Raw genomic sequence first — 22580 nt, 5'->3', positions numbered from 1 at the left:
TCACTATGACAACGAATAGCTATCTGGAGTATTTCCTGACCTTGCTGGGTTGGCTGGTCAATAATGGCCTCTGGGACGTCCTTGTCAGTACCGGACTGTTTGCGCTGCCAATGGCCTTTAAGGTCGTGGGTATCTGGCTGAAGGTTCGCGAAGAAGGGGAAGATGAAGGTAACAAGGGTATGCTGTCGCTACCCCGTATCGAGAATGCGCTTTATGGTGCGTTCTTTGTGATGATTGCCTGCTGTGTACCGCTGATTCAGGTGAGCCTGACCACGCTGGAATTTGATAAAACCCGGGCGAAAACATGCGGAACCTGGACACCAAAAGCACCTGATGAAAGTGGTTACAACAACATTATCTCCAGTATGGACGGCGAAAGCGCAGCTGCGCCAGTCTGGTGGGTTCTGGTCCATAAGCTCTCCAAAGGTGTGACCCAGGCGGCAGTTGCCAGCATTCCCTGTCGGCCGGATCTGCGACAACTGCGGTTTGAGGTGCAACGGACATTCATTGAGAACCGTGCGTTGGCCGATGAGCTGCAGGATTTTACCAACGACTGCTACTCGCTGGCGCTTTACCAGTGGAAACGACGTGATCAGGGTCAGACAACAGATAAGGCGGCTTTGTCAGACCTCAGCTGGATAGGCAGCAGTACCTTTCTGAAAGGGGACTACACCACCCTGCAGTCGAAATTGCCGCGCGGGATGTTCTCCTGGAGTGACGCCCGTGACAGCGGCCGGCCGAATACCGGTAATGGGGGATACCCCTACTGTTCTGAGTGGTGGTCGGTAGCAGACACTGGCCTGAAGGCCAGGGTGATGAAGCAGGTTGATGACAGCTACTGGCTGCGGTTATCTGCGGCGATGAAGATGATTGGCAGCAGTCAGACTGATTATCAGGAGGAGGTTATACGCCGGCTCGTCAGCCCGGTGAACCTGACGGTATCTCATGGCGGTGAAGTGTATAACGGCTATGGTGGTAATGCGGATATGACTGCAATGAACGCTGTTTCCCGTATCGCCGGTACGGCAGGTGCTTCAGTTGCCTCTCTGGGAGCGTTCCCGGCTCTGGATGCGATGCGCCAGGCACTGCCGATGGTGCAGGCCGTTATGCTGATGGCCATTTATATTATGGTGCCGTTGATCCTGGCCTTTGCGGCCTATGAATTCAAAACGGTGATCACCCTGACGTTTGTTATTTTTGCCGTTAACTTCCTGACGTTCTGGTGGGAACTGGCTCGCTGGCTCGACAGTTGGTTGCTGACGGCGCTTTACAGTTCCGATACACATACACGCTTCAATATGATGGGATTTCAGAATACATCGGATGATCTTATTATGAATCTGGTTATGGGGACGATGTTTCTCGTTCTGCCTGCCGTGTGGATAGGGGCACTGAGTTGGGCGGGGGTTCATTTAGGAGGCGCTATTAGTAACAGTGTGAAAGCTGGAACGGACAAAGCTACACAAGCAAGTGAAAAAGGTGGAAAAGTCGCAGAACAAGCTGTTTCGTCTTTCGCAGGTGGTGTGATGAAAGGTAAATAAGTTAATTAGGCGAGTATCATTAGTCTGATAGCGACTTTCCGAAGTTCAGTCGCTATCAGACCATGTTCCATACGACTCTCCATAAGGGGCTCCATCATCAATAGCGTTTAACCCCTCGTAGGTTCTTTCAATAAGAGGGTCATCATTGAAAAGCGTTTCTGCTTCATCGTTGAAGCACGTAAGTAAAGAGCCATCGTCAGTGTGATTGTTCGGCTGAGGGTCAGGTAGCACCGCATTCAACAGCTTTTTCATGAGAATATTCATATCCCACCTTTCTCCTGTTTGACCGAGCGCTGTTTTTTGTTCGAATCACCCTTGTATCATAAGGGTTGTTGAAGAAATGCGCAACTTTGACTGTATCTGTACGGGATATGTTCGATTATGCTTATTTGAATAGTTATTTAAGGAGGAAAGAATGTTCGGGAAGAAAATGTTGGCACTCTGTATTGTTTCGATGCTTACGACAGCCTGCTCTATGGAAGAGTTTTCAGCGGCCAATAAAAAGGTAAGTGATGGTGCTTCAAATATCATGAATACGCTACGTGGGAGTAGTAGTTCATCGGATAGTGGAATGCCTCATTTATCTCCATCGCAGCCTTCAAAAAAAGAGTCGTCATCTAATAAATATGATTTGCCTGTTGACGTGGATACGGCAGCTGCAAGGCTTAAACGCCATTATCAGTTTATTTCCAATGAAGAAGTTGATTCCATCAAGAAGAAAAATACTAATGGTGCCTGGGTCGCAAGCGCAATAACCGGTAATGGCCAGGAATGGGAAGCCATGCCAGGAAGTTATTATAAAATGGGATCTGATTGGGGAGATCAGGATGATCACCTTACCATAGAGGTTGAAAAAAATGGAGCAGGAAGTCGACTTTATATTACCTATAGTTCATCGTCACAAAAAAGACTGGCAAGTGATAGCCTTCAGCAGTTAATGAAGAATATTAAAGATGTGGCTGAGGGGACAAAACGATAAAATCGATGGCAGAATGTGGAATCACATCCTGCCATTATACGTTCGTGTTTATTTTGTGTGGTGTAAATTCTGGGCAGGAATATGAATAGATTACAGAAAGCGTTTTTCGACACGGTTTTTTTATCATATCAGAAAAAAAGCAAAAGACAAAATAGGCTGTCTGTTAGTCTTTATAATAAAATGATAGGCGGTGTTTTAAAGGAATGTATATTAAATGGAGGAGTTGTTCCGGTTTGTAAAAAAGGATGTTCGGCTTGTTGCAATCTTCATGTGTCATTATTGACCCCAGTAGTATTCTATATTTCAGAAATGATTGAAGAAAGTTTTAGTGAATCTCAAGTTTACTTTATTAAGAAGAAACTTCTCCTAAGAACTAAGATCTCAGAAAAATACGGTGACGATACATATAGAGCACCTTGTGTATTTCTTGGTAAAACATCTGGTCAGTGTTTAATTTATGATTTTCGTCCTGGAGCATGCAGGCGATTTGTATCTGGTAATATTGATATTTGCAATCAGTTTGCGGGATCTCCTCCGCAAGATAATCGTCTTTTATTATCGGTATCAGAGTTTACAGAAATCCTTTCTGTAGCGGTTTATAAAAATGGATTATTTATGGATAGCCATGAAATGAATAGGTCTTTATTTATGGCTTTATCGGATAGGCAGCTATATAAGCGTTGGCTTGCAGGTGAGAAAAATATATTCCCGGGCGTTGCATGGGAGCGTTTCGCTGATTGTGTCAGAGTGACATCCGATTCAATTGGAGATATTAAAGTTGTGAGGGGAAGAAAAAAATAACCTGCCATGTCTCATGGATTGACCTTTTCAATATTTTTCTGATACGCTAAACGGGTATTACTGTCGCTACAGCGACCACCAATGCTCCTGTAGCCTGTGAGGAGCGCCTTCGGGTGGCTACTGTCGCGAAAGCGACCACCAATGTTCCGTGCAGTCTGTGAGGAACGCCTTCGGGTGACTGCAAAAGAATTCTCCCGCAGCCTGAAAGGGAGAGCATATTGAATGTGGTACATCTGCACACCTTTGGAAGCAGATATCGTCAATACAAGCGCGCTATGACGTGGCGATGAGGGTTTCTTTCTCTTTGCTCAGTTGCATACCGGTTCGGGTGTTGCACAACGGGCTGGCAGCTTCCAGTCAGACGAATGTCGTCTATGGAAGTCGCATCAACATTTCGTTTCTTCAGTGATACGTCCTGAGTTTCGTACGATTTTTGCATCGACCGGATAAGGCCATTTGGTACATTTGGCCGCTTACGGCGTTGCATTAGGAGCACGAAACTGCGCGGTGTCACTTGTGTGCAAGCGAAGCGAACACCAAGTGACGCGCGCAGCGCATACCATTCAAACACACGCACAGCGTGGTTTTCATCGTTTTCGTACCATCTGACACACACGTAGTCCGTGTTATTCGGAGAGAAAACGTCTTCACATCAACGTCTGCACGACGGAATACCCGTCTGAACGTCTCAAACTTAATAAGGAGAAAATCGGCTCGATATCGATGGCGACACTACGCAGGTAGTGTTGGAGGCAGCTTGACGAACGTCAGCTCTGCATTAGCAGCAAACAGGTCAGAGACCTGCGGTGCCTCGCAAGAACTCAACATTTCGCCGCCCCGATGCACAGATATCAGCTGAGACGCAGGAAGCGCAAAAGTAACCGTGTCGTCGGGGTTGAAATTATGGGTACAGATCCGTCCGTTTTGTGAAAAGCAGAAGGCTGTGTATGTCATATGGAGGTATAGCGATGTCCAAATTCAGCAAGCAACTCGAAAAACAGCTTGTCACGCTTGCCCGTAAGGGGCAGGGCAGTTTTAAAACTGTAGCTGATCGTTCCAGAATTGCAGAACGGTTCTCTGAACGTCTGGCAAAGTTAAATATTCAAATTCGGGATGTAAAACACATAAAAACAGTGCATATCCAAAAATATATTCATAGTCGACAGAATGAAAATATATCAAGCCGTACGCTGCAAAATGAAATGGCGGCTGTGCGTACAATCATGTCTGTCGCCGGGAGGAATAAACTGGCTGATCCGCAGCATGAAATGTTGAGTAACAAAGCGCTGGGGATTTCTGGTGCAAGCCGGGATGGTACTAAAAAGGCAATATCTGACGACACGCTTCGTGAGGTTATTAATTATGCAATGAAAAAAGACGAAGGTGTGGCCCTCGCGGTTCAACTGGCTCGTTATATTGGACTTAGAACTGAAGAAACTGTTCAGTCAGCTAAATCATTAAAAACGTGGCAGCAGTCGCTTTTAAGTGGAAATGAACGTGTCCGGGTTGTATTCGGAACAAAAGGGGGGCGTCCGAGAGAGACAACAGTTTTTGACAGGGAAAAAGTTCTGACGCTTTTAAATAAAGCTATTACGTATTGTGACGATAATAACGGGAAACTTATCAACAAGCCAACCTTGCATACTGCAATAGAACGCTATCGTAATATTCTTCGCGATGCCGGAATGACAGGGGAGAATGCGCCGCATTCTTTGCGCTATGCGTATGCAAAAGATGCTGTGAATTTCCATGTCAATAATGGCATGAGCCGGAATGAAGCGGAGGCTTTAGTATCGATGGATTTAGGTCATGGAGATGGACGAGGACGTTATATAAAGCAAGTGTATTTTAAAGAGGGTTTGGATGAATGAATGTTTATAAGTTAGAGCATCAGTATTCCCGCTCGCATAAGTTTTATGGTGTGCGTACAACGTTGACATTTCACGAACTGAATGTCCTGTGCGCATATCTGCAATTGTTACATTTTGAACTTCCCCGTATTGATGGCGCAGAAGATACCATCGCAGAGGATAATGGAGAGAAATTACTTAAAACCGTCTTTAATGCTGAGTCTGTTTATGAAGAGGAAAAATATTCACAAACACTGGATTTTCATGATAACTGGAATGAATACTGTGGCGGCCGTTTGGGTGAATATATGCATGAGATTATTCAGGTTGCCAGACCAGATGCGTACAAAAAATTGCTGCAAAATATGATAGCTGAATGTCGGGATGCGATCAGTCGATATCGCGAAGGAAAGTTCTGGTTGGAAAACCCTGACAAATGGAGCAGCGATGTTGAAAGTAATATTCATCGGCTCCGCCACCTTGTTGAAGGGGACGCAGTAAAACCTGAGTGGGGCTGGCAGACGATGGGTGGTGCTTCGTGTACAGGACGTGTTTATGTGCGTAATGATAATCAACCCGACGTACCGTCTCCGTATGATGACTGAAGACGTTTGTCACCGTCGCTCACGATAGGCGACGGTGGCTTGAAATCACCTTGCGGATGCGCTTATTATTTAAACGCTAACCTGTCGCTTAAGCGACCACCAATGTTTCAGCAGTCTGTGAGAAACGCCTTCGGGTGACTGCAAGAAAATCTCCCTCAGCCTGAAAGGGAGAGCATATCGAATGTGGTACATCTGCGCACCTTTGGAAGCAGATATCGTCAATACAAGCGCACTATGACGCGACGATGAAGGTTTCTTAAACTTACCAGACAGTCAGAATAATGCCGTTTCTGACTCCCCGACGGGAAATATCTTCCCGATCGGGCAGGTGTTTCCCGTTTTTTTTACAGGAGAAACACGATGTCCGAATCATCCGGTTTAGCACTTCCCCTCATTGTTCACTGGCCTTATCGCTTAAAAACGGTCATTCAGCGAATAATTCGGGGCAGACGGTTACCCCATGACAGTAAGTGGTTTACCAATGTGTCCGGTAATTTTGCTGTTCGCGCTCATGTCGCGTCGACAGAGAAGGGGCTGCGGGTATGGCTCACACTACGCAGAGGCTGGCACAGCGGTGAATATGTTTATTCTCGTTTAGCTGTCCCGGTTCCTGAAAATGCCAGATGGCGTAAAGCTTACCGACTTGCGTGCCGGCAGGCCGAGCATCTTACTCACTTTCGTTATCGCTTCCAGCTATAACAGCCATCCATTACCTCATATATCTGAGCAGTTGATGTCAGCTTAACAGTTGTAGTCTGTGACCCACCCTGACGGGGATTTATTTCCCGTCCGGGGGATAAATCCCCTTTTTATTAACTATTAAAGAGGATTTATCCATGACTGAACATTTCTTACCAGCAGGCCACCCTGTTGTTTACACTATCGAGCAGCGGAGTACCGTTCCGGTCGAGACCTGGAACAAATTTACCTCAGCGATTATCGATATATACCACTGCCTGCCATGCTGCATGCGGCCGGTGAATCCGCGCCGGAACAATGAGCAAACCGGTGCTTTCTCACTTTTCCATCCCGACAGTAGTCCAAAAGCTGACGAGCTGGTCTTCAGCGGTAAAACGGGCGAAGGTTACAGGCATCGTATCATTACCATATCGCGTGAGCGTACCCGGGATGTCCTGAGCGTGGATGAGATTGAAACAGAGCATCAGATGTCGGTAGATTTGTTTACCCGCATGGTGATGCTGGCGCTTCATAATATCTGCGGTGCGCATTTTCTTGTTCATTCCACGGCAGGTGCCTGTTCATGGGCGCTGCCGCTGGCCATCCTGAACCGGGCCCGTGACGACCAGTTTGCGGGCTGGGAAATTCCTGATGCGGTGCAGTATGCCACATCGTTTTCGCAGGAAAATGCCCGGCTGACTGAACAGGCTATTGCCGGCAGTCTGACGCTGAGCGCGGGAATAAATCTCTCCCGCGAGCAGTGGGAGGATATTGCCGCTCTGGAGTTCAGATTGTATGAACCCCAGGCGTGTCTTTCAGCCGATCCGGAAGCCCCTTCGCTGGAACTCGTTTTAGGCTCCAGTACCGCTGATCTGGTGACGTTGAGTGGTTTAGACGCTCTGCTTTACTGGGTCAGCGTCAATATGCCGGACTATGCGGAACGCGTTCCGGATCAGGAACCGATATTTCTGTCCCGCAATCATCTCGCATTACTGCGCGATGACATCCGCAACGGCTGGTTCTCGTCGTACAACAACGATCCGACCTATGGAGAGATGTTCTGTACCGAGTTGCAGCTGATTGCCGTGTGGGCGGAATACTGCATCCGTACGCTGGATATGGAGCGGGAAAGCGTTTTCCTGTTTGCGATCTGGTAAGTGATGATTCGTCTTAACTCTTCAGCGGTGCTGTAACGCCGCCTGAATAACACCAACCCGGCAGGGAGACCTCCTGCCGGAGGGCCCTGTCTTTCAGGAGTGCGAATATGTTGCGTTTTCACGGAAAAGACCTGAAGGCTGTTCTGACCGAGTCCTTAAGTAACGACAGGCCAGTGGTACTCACCTGTGACGTAACCGTGTCTTTGTCCGTTCAGGATGGCGAACGTTTCCGTTCGGCCTCCGGGCGTGAAGACCAGTTACGTCACCAGACATTTGCAGATTGCTGTCATCCCGACAGGGATCAGGGATGGGCTACGCTGGCCCCTGTGCTGGTCGACAATGCTGTTTTCACTAAACCTCTCGTCCTGACGGAAGGGCGTATATGGGACATGCTGACGAAAAATCATCAGCTGACACTGAGGCTTTCAGAGAACGATATTGCGGTATACAGCGGTGAACGGCGTTATGTGCCGGTGGCCGGTTACCGGGATCTGACGGACCGGCTGCATGTGACGGCCACCGGATATTTTTCTGCCTGCAGCAGTCGCAGCGAGCTGAAATACTGGCGTATGACTGCATTACGGTTGCTTGAGGATGTTCATTCCGTTGCGTGCCGTCATGCCAGACCTGCGGACCATAGCCGATTTCTGATGGCCGCTCATAATCTGCAACGCCGGACAGAATGTGTTTCACCTGACGGGGCGCTGTTGCTTCTGAGCGCCTGATTTAACGACCACCCGCCTGCGGCGTGCCTCACACCCGCAGGGGAGGGGCACGCCAGTTTTAAGGAGTGCTCCATGGAAACTGATAACTGTAAAACCACAACCGCGGTCTGTAAAAAGCCGGCGGCACGCAAAACTTCCTCCGGTAAACGTCGCCGGGCAGGAACGGCCGCGACGCTCACCGGCTGCGGTGATATTTACCGTCTGGTCACTGACCGGATAATTGTTGCGCTGGAAAACGGTATCCCACCCTGGCGACGTCCATGGCGAAATGCGCAGCAGGGGAGAAACACCCTGATGCCGGTCAACGCGCTTACCGGCCGGGACTACAGCGGCGTGAATGTTCTGCTGCTGTGGCTGGCGGCTGAAGAGCGCGGTTTTACCAGTGACCGCTGGCTGACATACAACCAGGCGCAGGAGGCTGGAGGCCAGGTCCGCAAAGGCGAAACCGCCACGCTTGCGGTGATATACCGCGACTGGACAAAGCAGGCTGAAGACAGCAACGGCAATAAGTTGGTTGATGCTGACGGTAAGCCGCAGATGGAAACGGTACCGATGTTGCGCCAGTTTCCTTTGTTCAATGTTGAACAGTGCGATGATCTTCCCGACCAGGTATGTGGCACTGCCACCGTCACCCGGCCGCAGGAGGATTTCGCTGGTGTCAGTCCGGCACAACTGCAGCAGGTCCTGTCGGTGGTGAACGCCACCGGCGTGCAGTTTTCACCCCGGCCGCAGAACCGGGCGTATTACCGTGCCGCCACAGACCAGATAGTGCTGCCCCTGACATCGCAGTTTGATGCTGAGGGTGACTACTGGTCCACGGTGCTTCACGAGCTGGTGCATGCCAGTGGCCATGCGAAGCGACTGAACCGTGAAGGGATAACGCAGGCGTCAAAGAAATTCGGCGACCCGGTGTATGCCTTCGAGGAGTTGATAGCCGAAATTGGCAGTGCCTTTCTGTGCGCACATCTCGGGATAGCCGGTGATTTGCAGCATGAAAGTTATGTTGACGGATGGCTGTCAAAACTGAAGTCCGACAAAAAGGCGCTGTTCAGTGCCTGCCGGCAGGCCCGGGAAGCGTCGGAATATTTGCTCGCGCCACTCAGCTGTCAGGCTGAAACGGCGTAATTAATCTACCGGGTGACGGCAGTAATACCATCGTCACTCTCCCGTGAGGGCATTGTTCCTCACGGGACGATGCCCTCTTTTTTATTGAAAAAAGGAGTATCAACTTATGTCTGAATGGTGCCAGAACCGTTTTGAAATTACCGGTAAATCTGTCTGTATCGATGTGTTGTTGCAGTGGATAAACGGTGCAGACACGCCGCGTTATCGCCACGCAATACTGCAGAGTATACAGCTGTTCCTGGCAGGGTGTGCGGGGATACTGAAACCGGTGCGAACTGTCTCGTACATCCCCTTTCAGGGGCTGGTTCGTCATGGTGTCGGGCAGTCAACGTCCGCTAACCTTGCGTTTGAGCAGTGGCTGGAGCTGCTGCAGAAAGACGTGGCGCTGGATACGGAGACTACACGCCGGATTGACCGGTTGTATCACCAGTCCGGCCTGGGGGCGCTGAAGTGGGAAAATATCCCTCAGGCGTCACGGGACATCATGGCTATGCTGATGAAAAGGCAGTATGCGGACTGGTTCGGTCTGGCCGGCCTGAACGATGAGCCTGATGCTGCGGTTTGCTGGGAACGTCTGCGGGAATACCCGGAACGGTCGCAGCCCTGCGATATGCTGATGGTTATTCCGACGCGGCTGGCCACAGAGCTTAATGGCTCCGGTGGGCTGCTGACGGGAGTATCCACAACGTTGAGCTTCTACAGCCGCATTTACGGGATGGAGTGGCCGGCCGGGCATAATGTAAACCTGCACCGCCATGCCACTAACGGGTTAACGTTGCGGCTGGATTCTCCATGGTATCCGCCGTCAGGTGAGGTGGTGGCCGGTATTTCCGCTCTCTTTGAGTGTGAAGTGCGACATACGTACAGCGAACCGGTCAGCGGCCTCAGTGGTTATGACTGTTATGACCTCGGGGCGCATGTGGATGGCCACCAGGGGTTGCCGGTGGACACTCTACAATCCGCGCCGGCTCTGTATCAGGTCAGTAGTGAACAGCCGCATCCTGAACCGGAGACGGCTGGTTACAGCGAAGTCCGTCGATAACCGATTTCTGACCATTTAACCGCACTGCAGCCTTCACCGGCTGCAGCTTTTTTACCCTCAGGGGAACACTGTTCTCCTGCCCGGGATACGTGTTCCTCTTTTTTATGGAGAATGCGTATGGCCGGTTTTATTGACCATGAAAAAGCGTTTATCTCACTTTTTAATCAGACCGCACGATATCATCACCGCCATAAGGTATTCGAAGATTTTGTCAGCTGCAGCGTTATTGCACTGGAAAACCGTCTCTGTTTCAGCGAAAAGCGAGAAGCTAAATATCTTCGAATAATCGGTGGTTATGAAAAGCCGGATGTCGTCCGCATGGCACAACTGCTGGCCCATGTGGTTAACGGGTTGCAGAATGGATTCTGTGACTTTCTGGGGAACGTATTTATGCAGCTGGAACTGGGCGATAAGTATCGCGGTCAGTTCTTCACCCCCTGGGATGTGGCCAGAATGATGGCGCAGCTGCAGTTGGGAGATGTGAAGACAATGTTTGATGAAAAGCCTTTCATCACTCTCAGCGAGCCTGCCTGCGGTGCCGGTTGCATGATACTGGCTTTTGCCGATGCTCTTAACCAGGCTGGCTATGCGTCACACCGCTATCTGTGGGTTTCCGCGACGGATATCGATCCGCTCGCTGCCGGGATGGCCTATATCCAGCTATCGCTTTGCGGAGTAGCCGGTGAGATCGTCATTGGTAACGCATTGTCTGATGAACGACGCCGCGTCTTGCTGACGCCAGGCCATTACCTTGGCAACTGGTCAATTCGTCTGCATTCACTGCGAAATAAGGTCGCATAATCACACTATAGCGCTCCCGCCCGGGAGCGTTTTTTAGCATAGCTGGTGGATGTAAGGCATCGAATAGTTGACTAAGAGCAACAAGCGGCTCCTGCTCTGAATCGCCACGGGTTTAACAGACACCTCATGGCTTAAAGATAGGTATACATGAACGGTAAGCGTTATCACTGAAGAGTGTCAAAGTATTCGGCTCGGCGTTATGATTAAATGATACAAATTAATCCCATGTTTTATGGAAGGATTGGATGGCAGTTAAGCGCGCCTACTACGGCAACGATAGTGATCGGGACTACTTTGAGCGGGTATTTCAGTCAGCTAATATTAACTTTCTCATTGGATCAGGCGCATCGCTGCCTGCAATTAGAGTACTGGGGACAATCGAAACCGATCTTCAGGAGCTTGTTAATGGTGAGCGAGAAGAAGAATACTTCAGGATGGCCGCTGACTTTTTGTCAGCGGTCTGGCTTCCGCATGACTGCATGCTGGAGCGTAGCTACGGTCCTCCCTTTGCTCCTGAGGTGATCACCAGCGTGAAACGAACCCGAGAGAATTATGATTCTTTCATGTCCTCGATGGAAAAAATACTGACCCGTCGCCGTACTGGCCTGCTTCCAAGGCGCATTAATGTATTCACAACTAATTATGATTTATTCATAGAAGACGCTGCCACGCGAAACAATAATATTCTTTTTAATGATGGGTTCAATAAAAGAACAAACATCTGGGGAGACGAAGAGTTTGATGCAGGCAGTTTTAACTATTCTGTGAGTGCAACCGGAAATTTGTATAATTATAAAGTTGAACTTCCCACCGTAAATCTTATAAAGCTTCATGGGTCGCTTTCATGGGAACATTATAAAGGAAAGGTTGTTTATAATATTGGTGATATAAAACCGCTTAGCTTTTCCACTCTGGTAGAAATGAAAAAGTGGGTGCTCTCTCATGCACTTATTCTTCCTCGCAAGGAGAAATTTAAAGAGACCCTGCTACAGAACGTTTACTATGATTTACTGAGAACCTATTCCAACGAGCTTGATAAAGAAGCCACCCTTCTGATTGTTTTTGGCTTTTCATTTGCTGATGAGCACCTTGAAACAATAACCAAAAAAGCCTTGCGCAATGCCACCCTGAAGCTGCTAATCTTCGCTTTCAATGAGGCCAGCGTTCAAGGCTTTATGGCAAAATTCCGTGATTACTCCAATGTTGAGGTTATTTATCGCCCGGGAGGTAATGTTGATTTCCCGGTAATGAATAATATTATCACGTGCTATATGGGAGGAGTGAAGTGAGCAAGCATTTTTCCGATGAGGAAGCGGTACTTCGTGTAGGCGAAGTCTGTGAGGTATCTGGACGCGTGGTTTCCATTCTTGTAGATAAAAACAAGAATCTCAGCGACTTGTTTTATCAGGGGAAAGTACTGAAAAATGTATCAGTGGGTAGCTTCATTGAGATCAAAAAAGGATTCATGAGTCTGATTGGCAAGGTTGAAGCGGAACGAGTCATTGAAGAAAAACATCTCGGTGGGAGCGGCAGCGATGCTTGGCGCTATCGGCGATACTTGACTACGACCCTGACGGGCTATATTGATCGCAAAGGGTGCTTCATTGGTGGTTCGCGTGAACTGCCCCTCATCGGTAATGAGGCTTTCGTGGTGACTGAAGAGATGATACAGACGGTTCATCAGATAGCTGATGCAGACGAAACGGTAATGAGGTTTACCCGCACAGACCTTGAAGATATCGAAATTGCGTTGCCGGTCAACGGACTTATTAATTCGCATATTGCCATTTTCGGAAATACTGGAAGCGGAAAGTCTAATACCTTGGCCGCACTATATAAAGCAGGCACTGCCCAAATACAATATATGCTCGGTGACCATTTTAGAGAAAGATGCAAATTTATACTATTCGACTTTAACGGAGAATATACTGCCTCACAATGTATTACTGAACAAAAGACGGTCTATAACCTCAACACGCATCATGCAAACGGCGACAAGCTTCCTCTACCAAGGGAAGTTCTGCTTGAGCATGACATGCTCTCTGTTCTGACCGATGCAACCGACAAAACGCAGAAACCATTTCTGAAGCGAGTACTTGAATTTCGCACGAGAGTGATGGGTGTTGACGACCCCCTTGAGTTTATGCGTAATATCCTAAAGAAAAAAGTCAGGCAAAATCTTTTTAGTGGCGATAAGCCTAAATGCGATATTGTCAACCAGCTTTTTAGTCCAATTTTTAAAGATGACCCAGACCTGATATCTGACCTTGAGTTTCATTCAGTTGCATACAAATGGAAACTGAGGGCAGGTAGTATTTTTAATGCTGAGGCTGACACTGAGCGTTCTTATCTTTTTAGTCTCGCAAGTGATTTTGTTTTTAAAGAAGATATGATTGAGGACTTGTTGGATTTTATGTATCTGCAGTTAATTCAAGAGTATTTATCTAACAAATCTAATCCCGAGCATATCTCACCAGTTATAAATCGGATGAATGCTAATCGTAAAGATATTGCCAAAATTTTTGATACTTCTGGTCGGCTAGATTTCTGGGGTGGAAATAATTTTACGGTAGTAAATTTAAACATGGTTAATATAACCATGAAGAAAACACTTCCTCTGTTGATAGCCAAATGGGCTTATAACATGAAGAAGATGTCTACTGAACCATCAACGCTGCACATAATTATAGATGAAGCCCACAATATCTTATCTAATGCCTCTTTTCGGGAGACGGAAAGCTGGAAAGATTACAGGCTGGAAACTTTTGAGGAAATTATAAAAGAGGGGCGAAAGTTTGGCGTTTTTATTACAATTTCCAGTCAGAGACCTAATGATATATCTTCAACAATCATATCGCAGGCGCACAACTATTTTATTCATCGTCTTATTAATCAGAATGATCTCTATGCAATTGAAAAATCCGTATCATACATTGATCGATTAACAGAAGAGTCTATTCCGACGTTATCAACAGGAACCTGTATATTTAGTGGTGTCGTCAGCCCCATGCCGCTTAAATTAAGGGTGGCTGAACTTCCATTGGGACAGAAGCCTAAAAGTAATACTATTTCCTTTAGCGATTTAATACCTGAGGAGCAGGGAGATGATGACCTGGGTGACTTCGTTTTTTGATTGCTAATGAATAGATCACTACAAATTCACACACTACGGGCTTAGCAACAACAGCTGGTACTTCTAAGACCGTTAGAGCGGGCATCTATACTCTCATTGCAAGTAACTTTGCTGAGCAAAGCGAATACAATCGAAATTTGATGCTTTTGAGGCATCATGCTCCCGCCCAAAAGTTTTTTTATTTCTGAAAATGGATATCTGGTTTTTTCTCGCCGCAGGTTCACACGGGTGACAGTGTGAGTGTTCAACTGTCACTCCCGGAGAACCCAATGAGTTGGAAAACCACACCAGAGCAAAATGCGATTATCGAATGGCAGGGCAATCAGCTTGTGGTCAACGCGTTTGCAGGTACCGGTAAAACCACCACACTGGTACAGTTTGCGCAGGCGAACCCGGACAGCAAAATGCTGTACCTTGCCTACAACAGAGCCATCCGCGACGAAGCCGAACAAAAGTTTCCCTTCAATGTTGAATGCAAAACCTCCCATCAACTAGCCTGGTCGCATTTCGGCCGACATTTCAGGCACCGGCTGACGGCAAATCTGCGTATTACCGATGTGGCCCGGAAACTGAATACCCGGCACTGGCCGCTGGCGCGTCTGGCGCTGACGGGGCTGAATACATTTCTCTGTAGTGCGGAGTCGGAACCCGGCATTATCCACCTGCTGGCAGAGGATGAGCGTCATGGCCTCTCCGCAGATAAAATTCTCGGGGCTGTACAGGTTCTCTGGTATGAGGTGAGTCGTACCGAATCTGATTTCCCAATCACGCATGATGTTTACCTGAAGCTTTTTCAGATTTCCGGCCCGAAACTTGCCAGTAAGTGGGACACCATTCTTTTTGATGAGGCCCAGGATGCCAATCCGGTCACCAGTGCCTTTGTCCTCAGCCAGCCCTGCAGGGTCGTGCTGGTTGGCGATCGCTACCAGCAGATATATCGCTTCCGGGGTGCGGATAATGCGCTCAGTTCTCCCCGGCTGGAACAGGCCGATCGACTGTGGCTGACGACCAGCTTCCGGTTTGGCCCTGCGGTCGCAGAAATGGCGAACTTGCTGCTGGCCATGTCCGGAGAGGAAATGAAAGTTTCCGGCAGCGGTGAGGATGATGAGGTGGTTGCTCATCTGCCTGCTGACGTACCCCATTTCTCCGTACTTAGCCGGACGGTATCCGGTGTCATTGGTGCTGCGCTCTCTGCCAGCCTGCAGGAGAAAAAAGTCTTCTGGGTGGGCGGAATTGAAGGGTACAAAACGGAAGAGCTGGAAGATCTTTACTGGTTCTCTGCCGATATGCCTGAACGGATGCAGTCCCCCCGTCTCCGTCAGGATTACCGGGACTTTGAAGAATATTGCTCTATTGCAAAGGCGACGCAGGACGTGGAGATGAATCAGGCTATCCGGTTGCTCGACGAGTATTTTCCGCTGCCGCAAAAGCTAGCCATCATGCGTCGGCAGGTTGTGACGCATGAAAAGGATGCGCAGGTCACAGTTTCCACAGCGCACCGCAGTAAGGGACTTGAGTGGGAAGTGGTCGTACTGAATGAGGATTTTTGTGACATCACCGACCCGTTACTCTCTGCAGAAGAGCGACAGGACGAAACAAATCTGCTGTATGTGGCCGTGACCCGCGCCCGTAAGATCCTGGTGCTGAATGACCTGATGCAGTGCCTGAAAGCTGGTGAAGAGCAGAAAGATTGCGAACAACCTGCAACGGATGATGTTGAGAACGATGGGGGAGAAGCGATTTTCCCATGTTAAATAAAATCAAAGCCTTATTTTCCCTTACGCCAGCTGTCACAGAACCATTCGATAAACTCCCTGTTTCGGTGCCGACGGGGTATTTCTCTCCGGTTAAGGCTGAAGAACTGGTCATTACCGCATTACGCCAGGATGCCCTGCAGAAAATCCGGGAAAATAATGCGCTGTTGGCAGGAGTATACCAGCGTCTTTATCTGGCACCGGTGTACAACATACTTGAACGGACCCAGAACGTGCCGGCGGCACCTGATGGCGAGTGGGCGTATGCCGGAGGTTTTGGTGATTTAAGCCTGCGTTTTACCGCTTATGCCGTCAGGCTTGCCCGGGGGTATATGTTTCCGCCTGGCGCGATGCCGGAAGAACAGGCTGCTCAGGGTGTTATCTGGCAGGCCGTTATTTTCTGGGCTGCGTTGTGTTATCACCTGCCGTTACTGGCCAGTATTGAAGGCGAAACCACCGGCGGCGTTAACTGGCAGCCGGGCATATCTGTGCCGGATGCGCCTTATCGCTTCCGGTTTCGTCATTCTCCTCCGAACGCGCATGATGCTTCTGCTCTGGCGGCGCTGGCCGCCGGTCAGTTGCTCCCCACTGAAGCGATAAACTGGCTTTCAGGTACCCCGGCAGCGTTGTTCAGTCTTGCCTGTGCATTTCGCAATGGTTCTCCTGATATGCCCCTCATCAGGACGTTGCTCGACCAGGCGGCAGAGAAGGTTGATTCGCCAGTACTCCGGAAAGAGACTGGTGGATCTTCTGTGGTAATTGCGCCGCCAGATTCGGTAACGTCACAGGAGGGGTCGTTGGTCGTTCAGACGGACGATAACTTATCCTCTTCTGCGGTAGAGCTGGCCGCTTCGGAGCTGATGACGTCACTCAACGATACCGGTGGCGGGGACTGTCAGCCACCGCTGGACGGGGTAAGTACAGTGGAGTCGCCGGAAGAACCGGATAACGCCAGCCCGGGTCAGGGGGATGCCGATATGCTGCTCAGTCTTTTTTCCGCAGTGGCGGATGCAGAAGTCCCGGAGGTTGCAGATGACGCCAGTGTGAATACGCCAGCCACGGTAGCGCCGGATGAAACCGTTGTGGTCATCGGGAAAGACGCTCCTGAAGAGTCTGCTGAGACGGAAGAGTCCTTCCGGCATAGCGATACCGATTCCGGTGGTCGGTTGTCTGGCACACATGAAGAGCAGAGCCACCCGATTAATGTCGGTGCTGATGCCCGACGGTCGGGTGAGGTGTTTCTCGCCTGGCTGTCTGACGGCGTGGCATCCGGCAGGATCACCGTCAACCAGCATGATTCACGGGTGCATTCCGTTGCCGGCTTTATTTACCTTCTGGTGCCGGATATTTTCTTTCTTTTTCTGAAAGATACCGGAAGTGACAGCCACAGGGAGGAGATTCAGACGTCGTTTGAAAAACTCCAGCTACATCGTGTCCGCAAAGGAGAGCGCTTTACCCGGGCGAAACTTTACTGCTCAGAAGATAAACAGGGGCGGTTCAGCAAGGTTAATGGTTATCTTATCAAAGCTGCCCGTCTGAAAGGGGTGAGACCTCCGGAGGACAGCAAACTCCTTTTCTTTCCATAGGGATGTTACACACAGGGATCTCTACAGGGATCTGTTTTGGTTTTTTGGGAGAAGAATAAGATGCGTAATGAAATAACCTGGGATGAACTGCTTGAAGAATACTTTTTTGCTCACCGGCTGAGACCCGCTACCGAATGGAGCTACAACAAGGTTGTCAGAGGGTTCAGGCGTTATTCTGGTGATACCCTGCCAGCGCAAATTACGCACCGTCAGGTGCTGGAGTGGCGGCGTTATCTGCTTCAGGATAAACAACAATCGGCTCAGACATGGAACAACAAAATTGCACATCTGCGGGCGCTGTATAATTACGGGATGGAACATGAAATCCTTCCCCCGGGGAAAAATCCGTTCAATAAAAGCAATGTTCAGCGGGATACCAGGAAGAAAAAAACGCTGACACGTTCGCAGCTGATTCGTGTTTATCTTGTCATGCAGCAATTTGAAGAGGCTGAACGGGCAGGGCGCGGTATCAGGGGCGGACGTAATGCGCTATGGCCGGCGTGGTACTGGCTGACTGTTCTGGATGCATTCAGATATACGGGAATGCGGTTAAATCAGCTGCTGCATATCCGCCTGGGTGACATAAATCTCAGCGAGGGATATCTGGATCTCTGTCTGGAGGGCAGTAAGACACACCGTGAATGGCGGGTACCCATTGTCAGTGCGTTAAAGCCCCGGTTGCATCACTTGATGGAAAAATCAACAGCGCTGGGTGCGGGGAAGGAAGATTATCTGTTTGATGTGAACAGAATTTACCTTAACCGTCATGTGGCATGGGATGCAGCTAAGGTCCATCAGAAGATCCGATCATTTTTCCGGCGCCTGTCGAAAGAGTGTGGTTTTACCGTGTCGCCACATCGTTTTCGCCATACGCTGGCAACGGAACTGATGAAATCACCGGAACGAAATCTTCAGCTGGTAAAGGACCTTTTGGGGCACCGGAGCGTCAGTACAACCATGGAATATGTAGAGCTGAAGATGGATATTGTCGGGAAAACACTCGAAGCTGAGCTGTCACTTCACACAGATGTTACAGGCGAAAGAAATTTACACCTGTTGACACAAGCGTAGTTGACTGGGATGATTAACGGTGATCGAGAAAGGGGAACCTGCGCCACAGGTTCCCCATCTTGAGGGACAAGTTCTGGATATATCAACCAGTGCAAACGCTCTTGAAAACACCGGAGGACATTCCGCATGACCGGACCCTGCATTTTCCGCCCGTTAAGGATCTCATCTCTTAACCAGCGTGCTTTGATGCAAATAAGTGGTGCCCGGACTCGGAATCGAACCAAGGACACGGGGATTTTCAATCCCCTGCTCTACCGACTGAGCTATCCGGGCAACGGGGCGCATTAAACCTGATTCACCGCACCTCGTCAACGAAATTTATCTGTTTCGCAGCAGACTGAACAATCTATCACCACATTGCGTCAAAAGCACGCATCTTCAGGCGAAAAACGCCGTCCAGGCCGCTGAAATCGGCATCGCCAGCACCAGGGCCGGCAGCATATTCACCACGGCGAACATTTTAATTCCGCAGATGCGCAGACCGGTCGCGACCAGCAGCATACCGCCGACGGCGGTGAAATCCGCCATCATCATCGGCGTGGTTAACGGCATAATCAGCGACGCGCAGGCCGCCAGCGCCAGCTGGATGGCCAGCATCGGTACGCAAATGGCCGAGACGGCCAGCCCCAGGGTGCAGGCGAAGATAGTGGCGGTAAAGAAGTCGAGAAACGCTTTGGCAATGAGAATGCTGGCGTCGCCGGTCATTCCTTCGCGCATCGCGCCGAAAATCCCGGTTCCGCTGGCGCAGAACAGCACGATTATCGCGACGTAGCTTTGAATATAGGACTCATGCGCTGAGACCTTTTTCTGCCCCTTTTTGGGCGAAAGCAGCTGCTGGAGCTTACTGACCAGCGTATTAATGCCTTTCTCCATGTTGCACACTTCGCCGAGCAGCGCGCCCACCAGCGTTGAAAGCACCATCACCGGCAGGTTGGCGCATTTGATCACCAGCAGAATGCCGATGCCCAGCGACGCGAGGCCAAAAATAGAGGTCATTGATGTACGAATCCGTTCCGGCAATCTTTGACTTAAGAGTGCGCCGAGTACGCCGCCCAAAAGGACCGCGCCGGCGTTAATAAATGGCCCTGTAACCACAGCATGACTCCTGTTAATTATCCCTAATGACTGCATTATTATGACGCTAAACGGGCCAAAAGGCTTGCGCATCCGTGGTATGGCTGCATACGTAATTCATCTTGCGCGGTAGATTTAAAGGTGACATGATTGCGCGAATTTTCTCCTCTCCTGAATGAGGCCGCCGTGATGACGACATCGCCGCTACATCGCCGTTGCCGCTGCGTACAGATGCGCAGGCAGCCTCGTCTTGCTACCCTTACACTGCAACTTCTGCCCACCATGCGGTGAGCGTAACGCAGGCTCACTGCAGGACAACAGTAAGATCGGACGCGGTCTGCTTTTACTGATGTCTGGCGGTCGGAGCTGGGATCCAGCCAGACCCTGACATTTCGTTGGCCAGAGCCCAGACGCCCTGGCCGAAGCCTTTTACTCTCCGGAAACGGGTATTCGCGCTCATGAAATCAATGCACATTGCCGCCAGCCGCGAGCTGGTATCCCGCCTGTCCACCCACCGTCGCGTGGTGGCCCTGGACAGTACAGATTTTACCGATGTGGCGGCAGTCGTCATTACCGTAGCGGACAGCCGCAGCGGCATCCTTGCGTTACTGAAACGCACCGGGTTCAACCTGCCGGTTTATCTGTTCAGTGACGCTGACCACGAAAAACCAGAAGGCGTGACGGCCATCGTTAGCGGCAAAGAGCAGGAGTGGCTCGAACTGGAAGCCGCCGCCTGCGGCTATGAAGAGAACCTCCTGCCGCCGTTCTTCGATACGCTGACCCAATACGTTGAGATGGATAACAGCACCTTCGCGTGCCCGGGCCATCAGCACGGCGCCTTCTTTAAGAAGCATCCGGCGGGACGGCAGTTTTTCGACTTCTTTGGTGAAAACGTCTTTCGCGCCGACATGTGCAACGCCGACGTTAAGCTTGGCGATCTGCTGATTCATGAAGGGTCTGCCAAACACGCGCAGAAGTTTGCGGCGAAGGTCTTCAACGCCGATAAAACCTACTTCGTCCTTAACGGCACCTCTGCGGCGAACAAAGTGGTGACCAACGCGCTGCTGACGCGCGGCGATCTGGTACTGTTTGACCGTAACAACCATAAATCCAATCATCATGGCGCGCTGATTCAGGCCGGCGCAACGCCGGTTTATCTCGAAGCGTCGCGCAATCCGTTCGGTTTTATTGGCGGTATCGACGATCGCTGCTTCGATGAGAAATACCTGCGCGAACTGATACGCGAGACGGCGCCGGAAAAAGCCGATGCGCCGCGCCCGTTCCGCCTGGCGGTGATTCAGCTCGGTACTTATGATGGGACGGTGTACAACGCCCGCCAGGTGGTCGATAAAATCGGCGGTCTGTGCGACTACATCCTGTTTGACTCGGCCTGGGTCGGCTACGAGCAGTTTATCCCGATGATGGCCGACTGTTCGCCGCTGCTGCTGGACCTGACGCCGGACGACCCGGGCATTTTTGTCACTCAGTCGGTGCACAAACAGCAGGCCGGTTTTTCGCAAACGTCGCAGATCCATAAAAAAGATAACCACCTGCGCGGACAGGAACGTTTTTGCCCGCATAAGCGGCTCAACAACGCCTTTATGCTGCACGCCTCGACCAGCCCGTTTTATCCGCTGTTCGCCGCTCTGGACGTGAATGCCAAAATTCACGAAGGAGAGAGCGGGCGCCGCCTGTGGGCGGAGTGCGTGGCGCTGGGTATCGAAGCGCGCAAGGCGATTATCGCCAACTGCAAAATGATCCAGCCGTTTATTCCACCGGTGGTGGCGGGGCGTCCGTGGCAGGATCATCCCACTGAAGCCATCGCCCGCGAACGGCGCTTCTTTAGCTTTGAGCCGGGCGCGCGCTGGCACGGCTTCGAAGGCTATGCCAGCGATCAGTATTTCGTTGACCCCTGTAAACTGCTGCTGACGACGCCGGGGATCGATGCGGAGAGCGGAAAATATACCGATTTTGGTATCCCGGCGACCATTCTGGCCCACTACCTGCGCGAAAACGGCATCGTGCCGGAGAAGTGCGATCTGAACTCCATTCTGTTCCTGCTGACGCCCGCAGAGAGCGCCGAGAAGCTGGCGCAGCTGGTGGCGATGCTCGCCCAGTTTGAGCAGCATATTGAATCCGACACCCCGCTGGCCGACGTTCTGCCGACCATCTTTAATAAATATCCGGTGCGCTATCGGGATTACACCATCCGCGAGCTGTGCCAGGAAATGCATAACCTGTACGTCAGCTTTGACGTGAAGGATTTGCAAAAAGAGATGTTCCGCAAGAGGAGCTTCCCGCGCGCGGTGATGAACCCGCAGGACGCCAACCGCGAGTTTATTCGCGGTAACGTTGAACTGGTGCGCTTAAGCGAAGCCGAAGGGCGCATTGCGGCGGAGGGCGCGCTGCCGTATCCACCGGGCGTGCTGTGCGTCGTGCCTGGCGAAATCTGGGGCGGGGCGGTGCTGCGCTATTTTCTGGCGCTGGAGGAAGGCGTCAATATGCTGCCGGGCTTCTCGCCGGAGCTCCAGGGGGTCTACAGCGAAACGGACCCTGACGGCATTAAGCGGCTATATGGCTATGTGCTGAAAGCATAAAAAACGCGCCCCGTTGATAACACCGGGGCGCGTTTTTTTATTCGTAAATCTGGGGTAAGCC

Annotated in this window: 18 protein-coding genes and 1 tRNA gene; 16 read left to right on the top strand and 3 right to left on the bottom strand. The window is 50.4% G+C overall.

All coding sequences use genetic code 11. The annotated features are described in order from the left end of the window. The first annotated feature begins 5 nt into the window (after window positions 1-5). Window positions 6-1541 carry a conjugal transfer protein TraG N-terminal domain-containing protein gene (locus tag MKleb_RS23455; RefSeq protein WP_217076221.1) on the top strand — a complete coding sequence of 512 codons (1536 nt, stop codon included), beginning with the start codon at window positions 6-8 and terminating at the stop codon, window positions 1539-1541. Between the two features lie 45 nt (window positions 1542-1586). Here the strand turns inward: MKleb_RS23455 and MKleb_RS23450 are convergent, their stop codons facing one another. Further along, window positions 1587-1805, bottom strand: coding sequence for a hypothetical protein (locus MKleb_RS23450; RefSeq protein ID WP_217076220.1), 219 nt, complete (start codon window positions 1803-1805; stop codon window positions 1587-1589). A gap of 151 nt (window positions 1806-1956) precedes the next feature. Here MKleb_RS23450 and MKleb_RS23445 point away from each other — a divergent pair, with 151 nt between their 5' ends. The 14 genes from MKleb_RS23445 (at window position 1957) to MKleb_RS23380 (ending at window position 18848) form a co-directional block, all read left to right on the top strand. Next, entirely contained in the window at window positions 1957-2520 is a 564-nt protein-coding gene (locus tag MKleb_RS23445) for a hypothetical protein (protein ID WP_217076219.1), read from the top strand. A gap of 81 nt (window positions 2521-2601) precedes the next feature. After that, a complete protein-coding gene (locus MKleb_RS23440) occupies window positions 2602-3321 on the top strand; it encodes a YkgJ family cysteine cluster protein (RefSeq protein WP_217076218.1) in 720 nt (239 codons plus the stop codon). 968 nt (window positions 3322-4289) lie between these two features. Continuing rightward, on the top strand, window positions 4290-5192 hold the full coding sequence (locus tag MKleb_RS23435) for an integrase domain-containing protein (protein ID WP_217076217.1): 903 nt from the start codon (window positions 4290-4292) through the stop codon (window positions 5190-5192). After that, complete coding sequence (locus MKleb_RS23430) at window positions 5189-5776, top strand: hypothetical protein (RefSeq protein ID WP_217076216.1); 588 nt, start codon at window positions 5189-5191, stop codon at window positions 5774-5776. The genes MKleb_RS23435 and MKleb_RS23430 overlap by 4 nt, the downstream gene beginning before the upstream one ends. Window positions 5777-6612: 836 nt before the next feature. After that, window positions 6613-7611 (top strand): hypothetical protein, encoded by a 999-nt coding sequence (locus tag MKleb_RS23425; RefSeq protein WP_217076214.1) that lies wholly within the window; start codon window positions 6613-6615, stop codon window positions 7609-7611. A gap of 107 nt (window positions 7612-7718) precedes the next feature. Continuing rightward, window positions 7719-8336 (top strand): hypothetical protein, encoded by a 618-nt coding sequence (locus MKleb_RS23420; protein ID WP_217076213.1) that lies wholly within the window; start codon window positions 7719-7721, stop codon window positions 8334-8336. A gap of 72 nt (window positions 8337-8408) precedes the next feature. After that, on the top strand, window positions 8409-9461 hold the full coding sequence (locus MKleb_RS23415; RefSeq protein ID WP_228740760.1) for an ArdC family protein: 1053 nt from the start codon (window positions 8409-8411) through the stop codon (window positions 9459-9461). Window positions 9462-9567: 106 nt separating this feature from the next. Continuing rightward, the gene (locus MKleb_RS23410) at window positions 9568-10503 is read left to right on the top strand and encodes a DUF1281 domain-containing protein (protein WP_217076212.1); all 936 of its coding nucleotides are present in this window, start codon (window positions 9568-9570) and stop codon (window positions 10501-10503) included. Between the two features lie 117 nt (window positions 10504-10620). Then, window positions 10621-11304 (top strand): N-6 DNA methylase, encoded by a 684-nt coding sequence (locus MKleb_RS23405; RefSeq protein WP_217076211.1) that lies wholly within the window; start codon window positions 10621-10623, stop codon window positions 11302-11304. 245 nt (window positions 11305-11549) lie between these two features. Then, window positions 11550-12593, top strand: a complete 1044-nt coding sequence (locus MKleb_RS23400; protein WP_198894002.1) for an SIR2 family protein — start codon at window positions 11550-11552, stop codon at window positions 12591-12593. Next, complete coding sequence (locus MKleb_RS23395; RefSeq protein WP_199954851.1) at window positions 12590-14437, top strand: ATP-binding protein; 1848 nt, start codon at window positions 12590-12592, stop codon at window positions 14435-14437. Before MKleb_RS23400 ends, MKleb_RS23395 begins: the two co-directional genes overlap by 4 nt. A gap of 269 nt (window positions 14438-14706) precedes the next feature. Beyond that, on the top strand, window positions 14707-16191 hold the full coding sequence (locus MKleb_RS23390; RefSeq protein WP_217076210.1) for a UvrD-helicase domain-containing protein: 1485 nt from the start codon (window positions 14707-14709) through the stop codon (window positions 16189-16191). Beyond that, window positions 16185-17777, top strand: a complete 1593-nt coding sequence (locus MKleb_RS23385) for a TraI domain-containing protein (protein WP_217076209.1) — start codon at window positions 16185-16187, stop codon at window positions 17775-17777. Before MKleb_RS23390 ends, MKleb_RS23385 begins: the two co-directional genes overlap by 7 nt. A 60-nt stretch (window positions 17778-17837) precedes the next feature. Continuing rightward, window positions 17838-18848: a tyrosine-type recombinase/integrase gene (locus tag MKleb_RS23380; protein WP_198893998.1), complete on the top strand. Its 1011-nt coding sequence runs from the start codon at window positions 17838-17840 to the stop codon at window positions 18846-18848. 197 nt (window positions 18849-19045) lie between these two features. Here the strand turns inward: MKleb_RS23380 and MKleb_RS23375 are convergent. Together MKleb_RS23375 and MKleb_RS23370 are read right to left on the bottom strand one after the other, a co-directional pair. Further along, window positions 19046-19121 (bottom strand) — tRNA-Phe (locus MKleb_RS23375). A gap of 105 nt (window positions 19122-19226) precedes the next feature. Continuing rightward, window positions 19227-19943 carry a DUF554 domain-containing protein gene (locus tag MKleb_RS23370; RefSeq protein ID WP_025105935.1) on the bottom strand — a complete coding sequence of 239 codons (717 nt, stop codon included), beginning with the start codon at window positions 19941-19943 and terminating at the stop codon, window positions 19227-19229. A 437-nt stretch (window positions 19944-20380) separates the two neighbouring features. On the opposite strand from MKleb_RS23370, the gene MKleb_RS23365 reads away from it, so the two are divergent. Further along, on the top strand, window positions 20381-22519 hold the full coding sequence (locus MKleb_RS23365) for an ornithine decarboxylase (protein WP_014226846.1): 2139 nt from the start codon (window positions 20381-20383) through the stop codon (window positions 22517-22519). The last annotated feature ends 61 nt before the right edge of the window (window positions 22520-22580 follow it).

It is taken from the genome of Klebsiella sp. PL-2018, assembly GCF_019048985.1.
Lineage (GTDB): Bacteria > Pseudomonadota > Gammaproteobacteria > Enterobacterales > Enterobacteriaceae > Klebsiella > Klebsiella michiganensis.
Note: the sequence above shows the minus strand (reverse complement) of the source record. Positions and strands in the feature narration are given on the sequence as shown.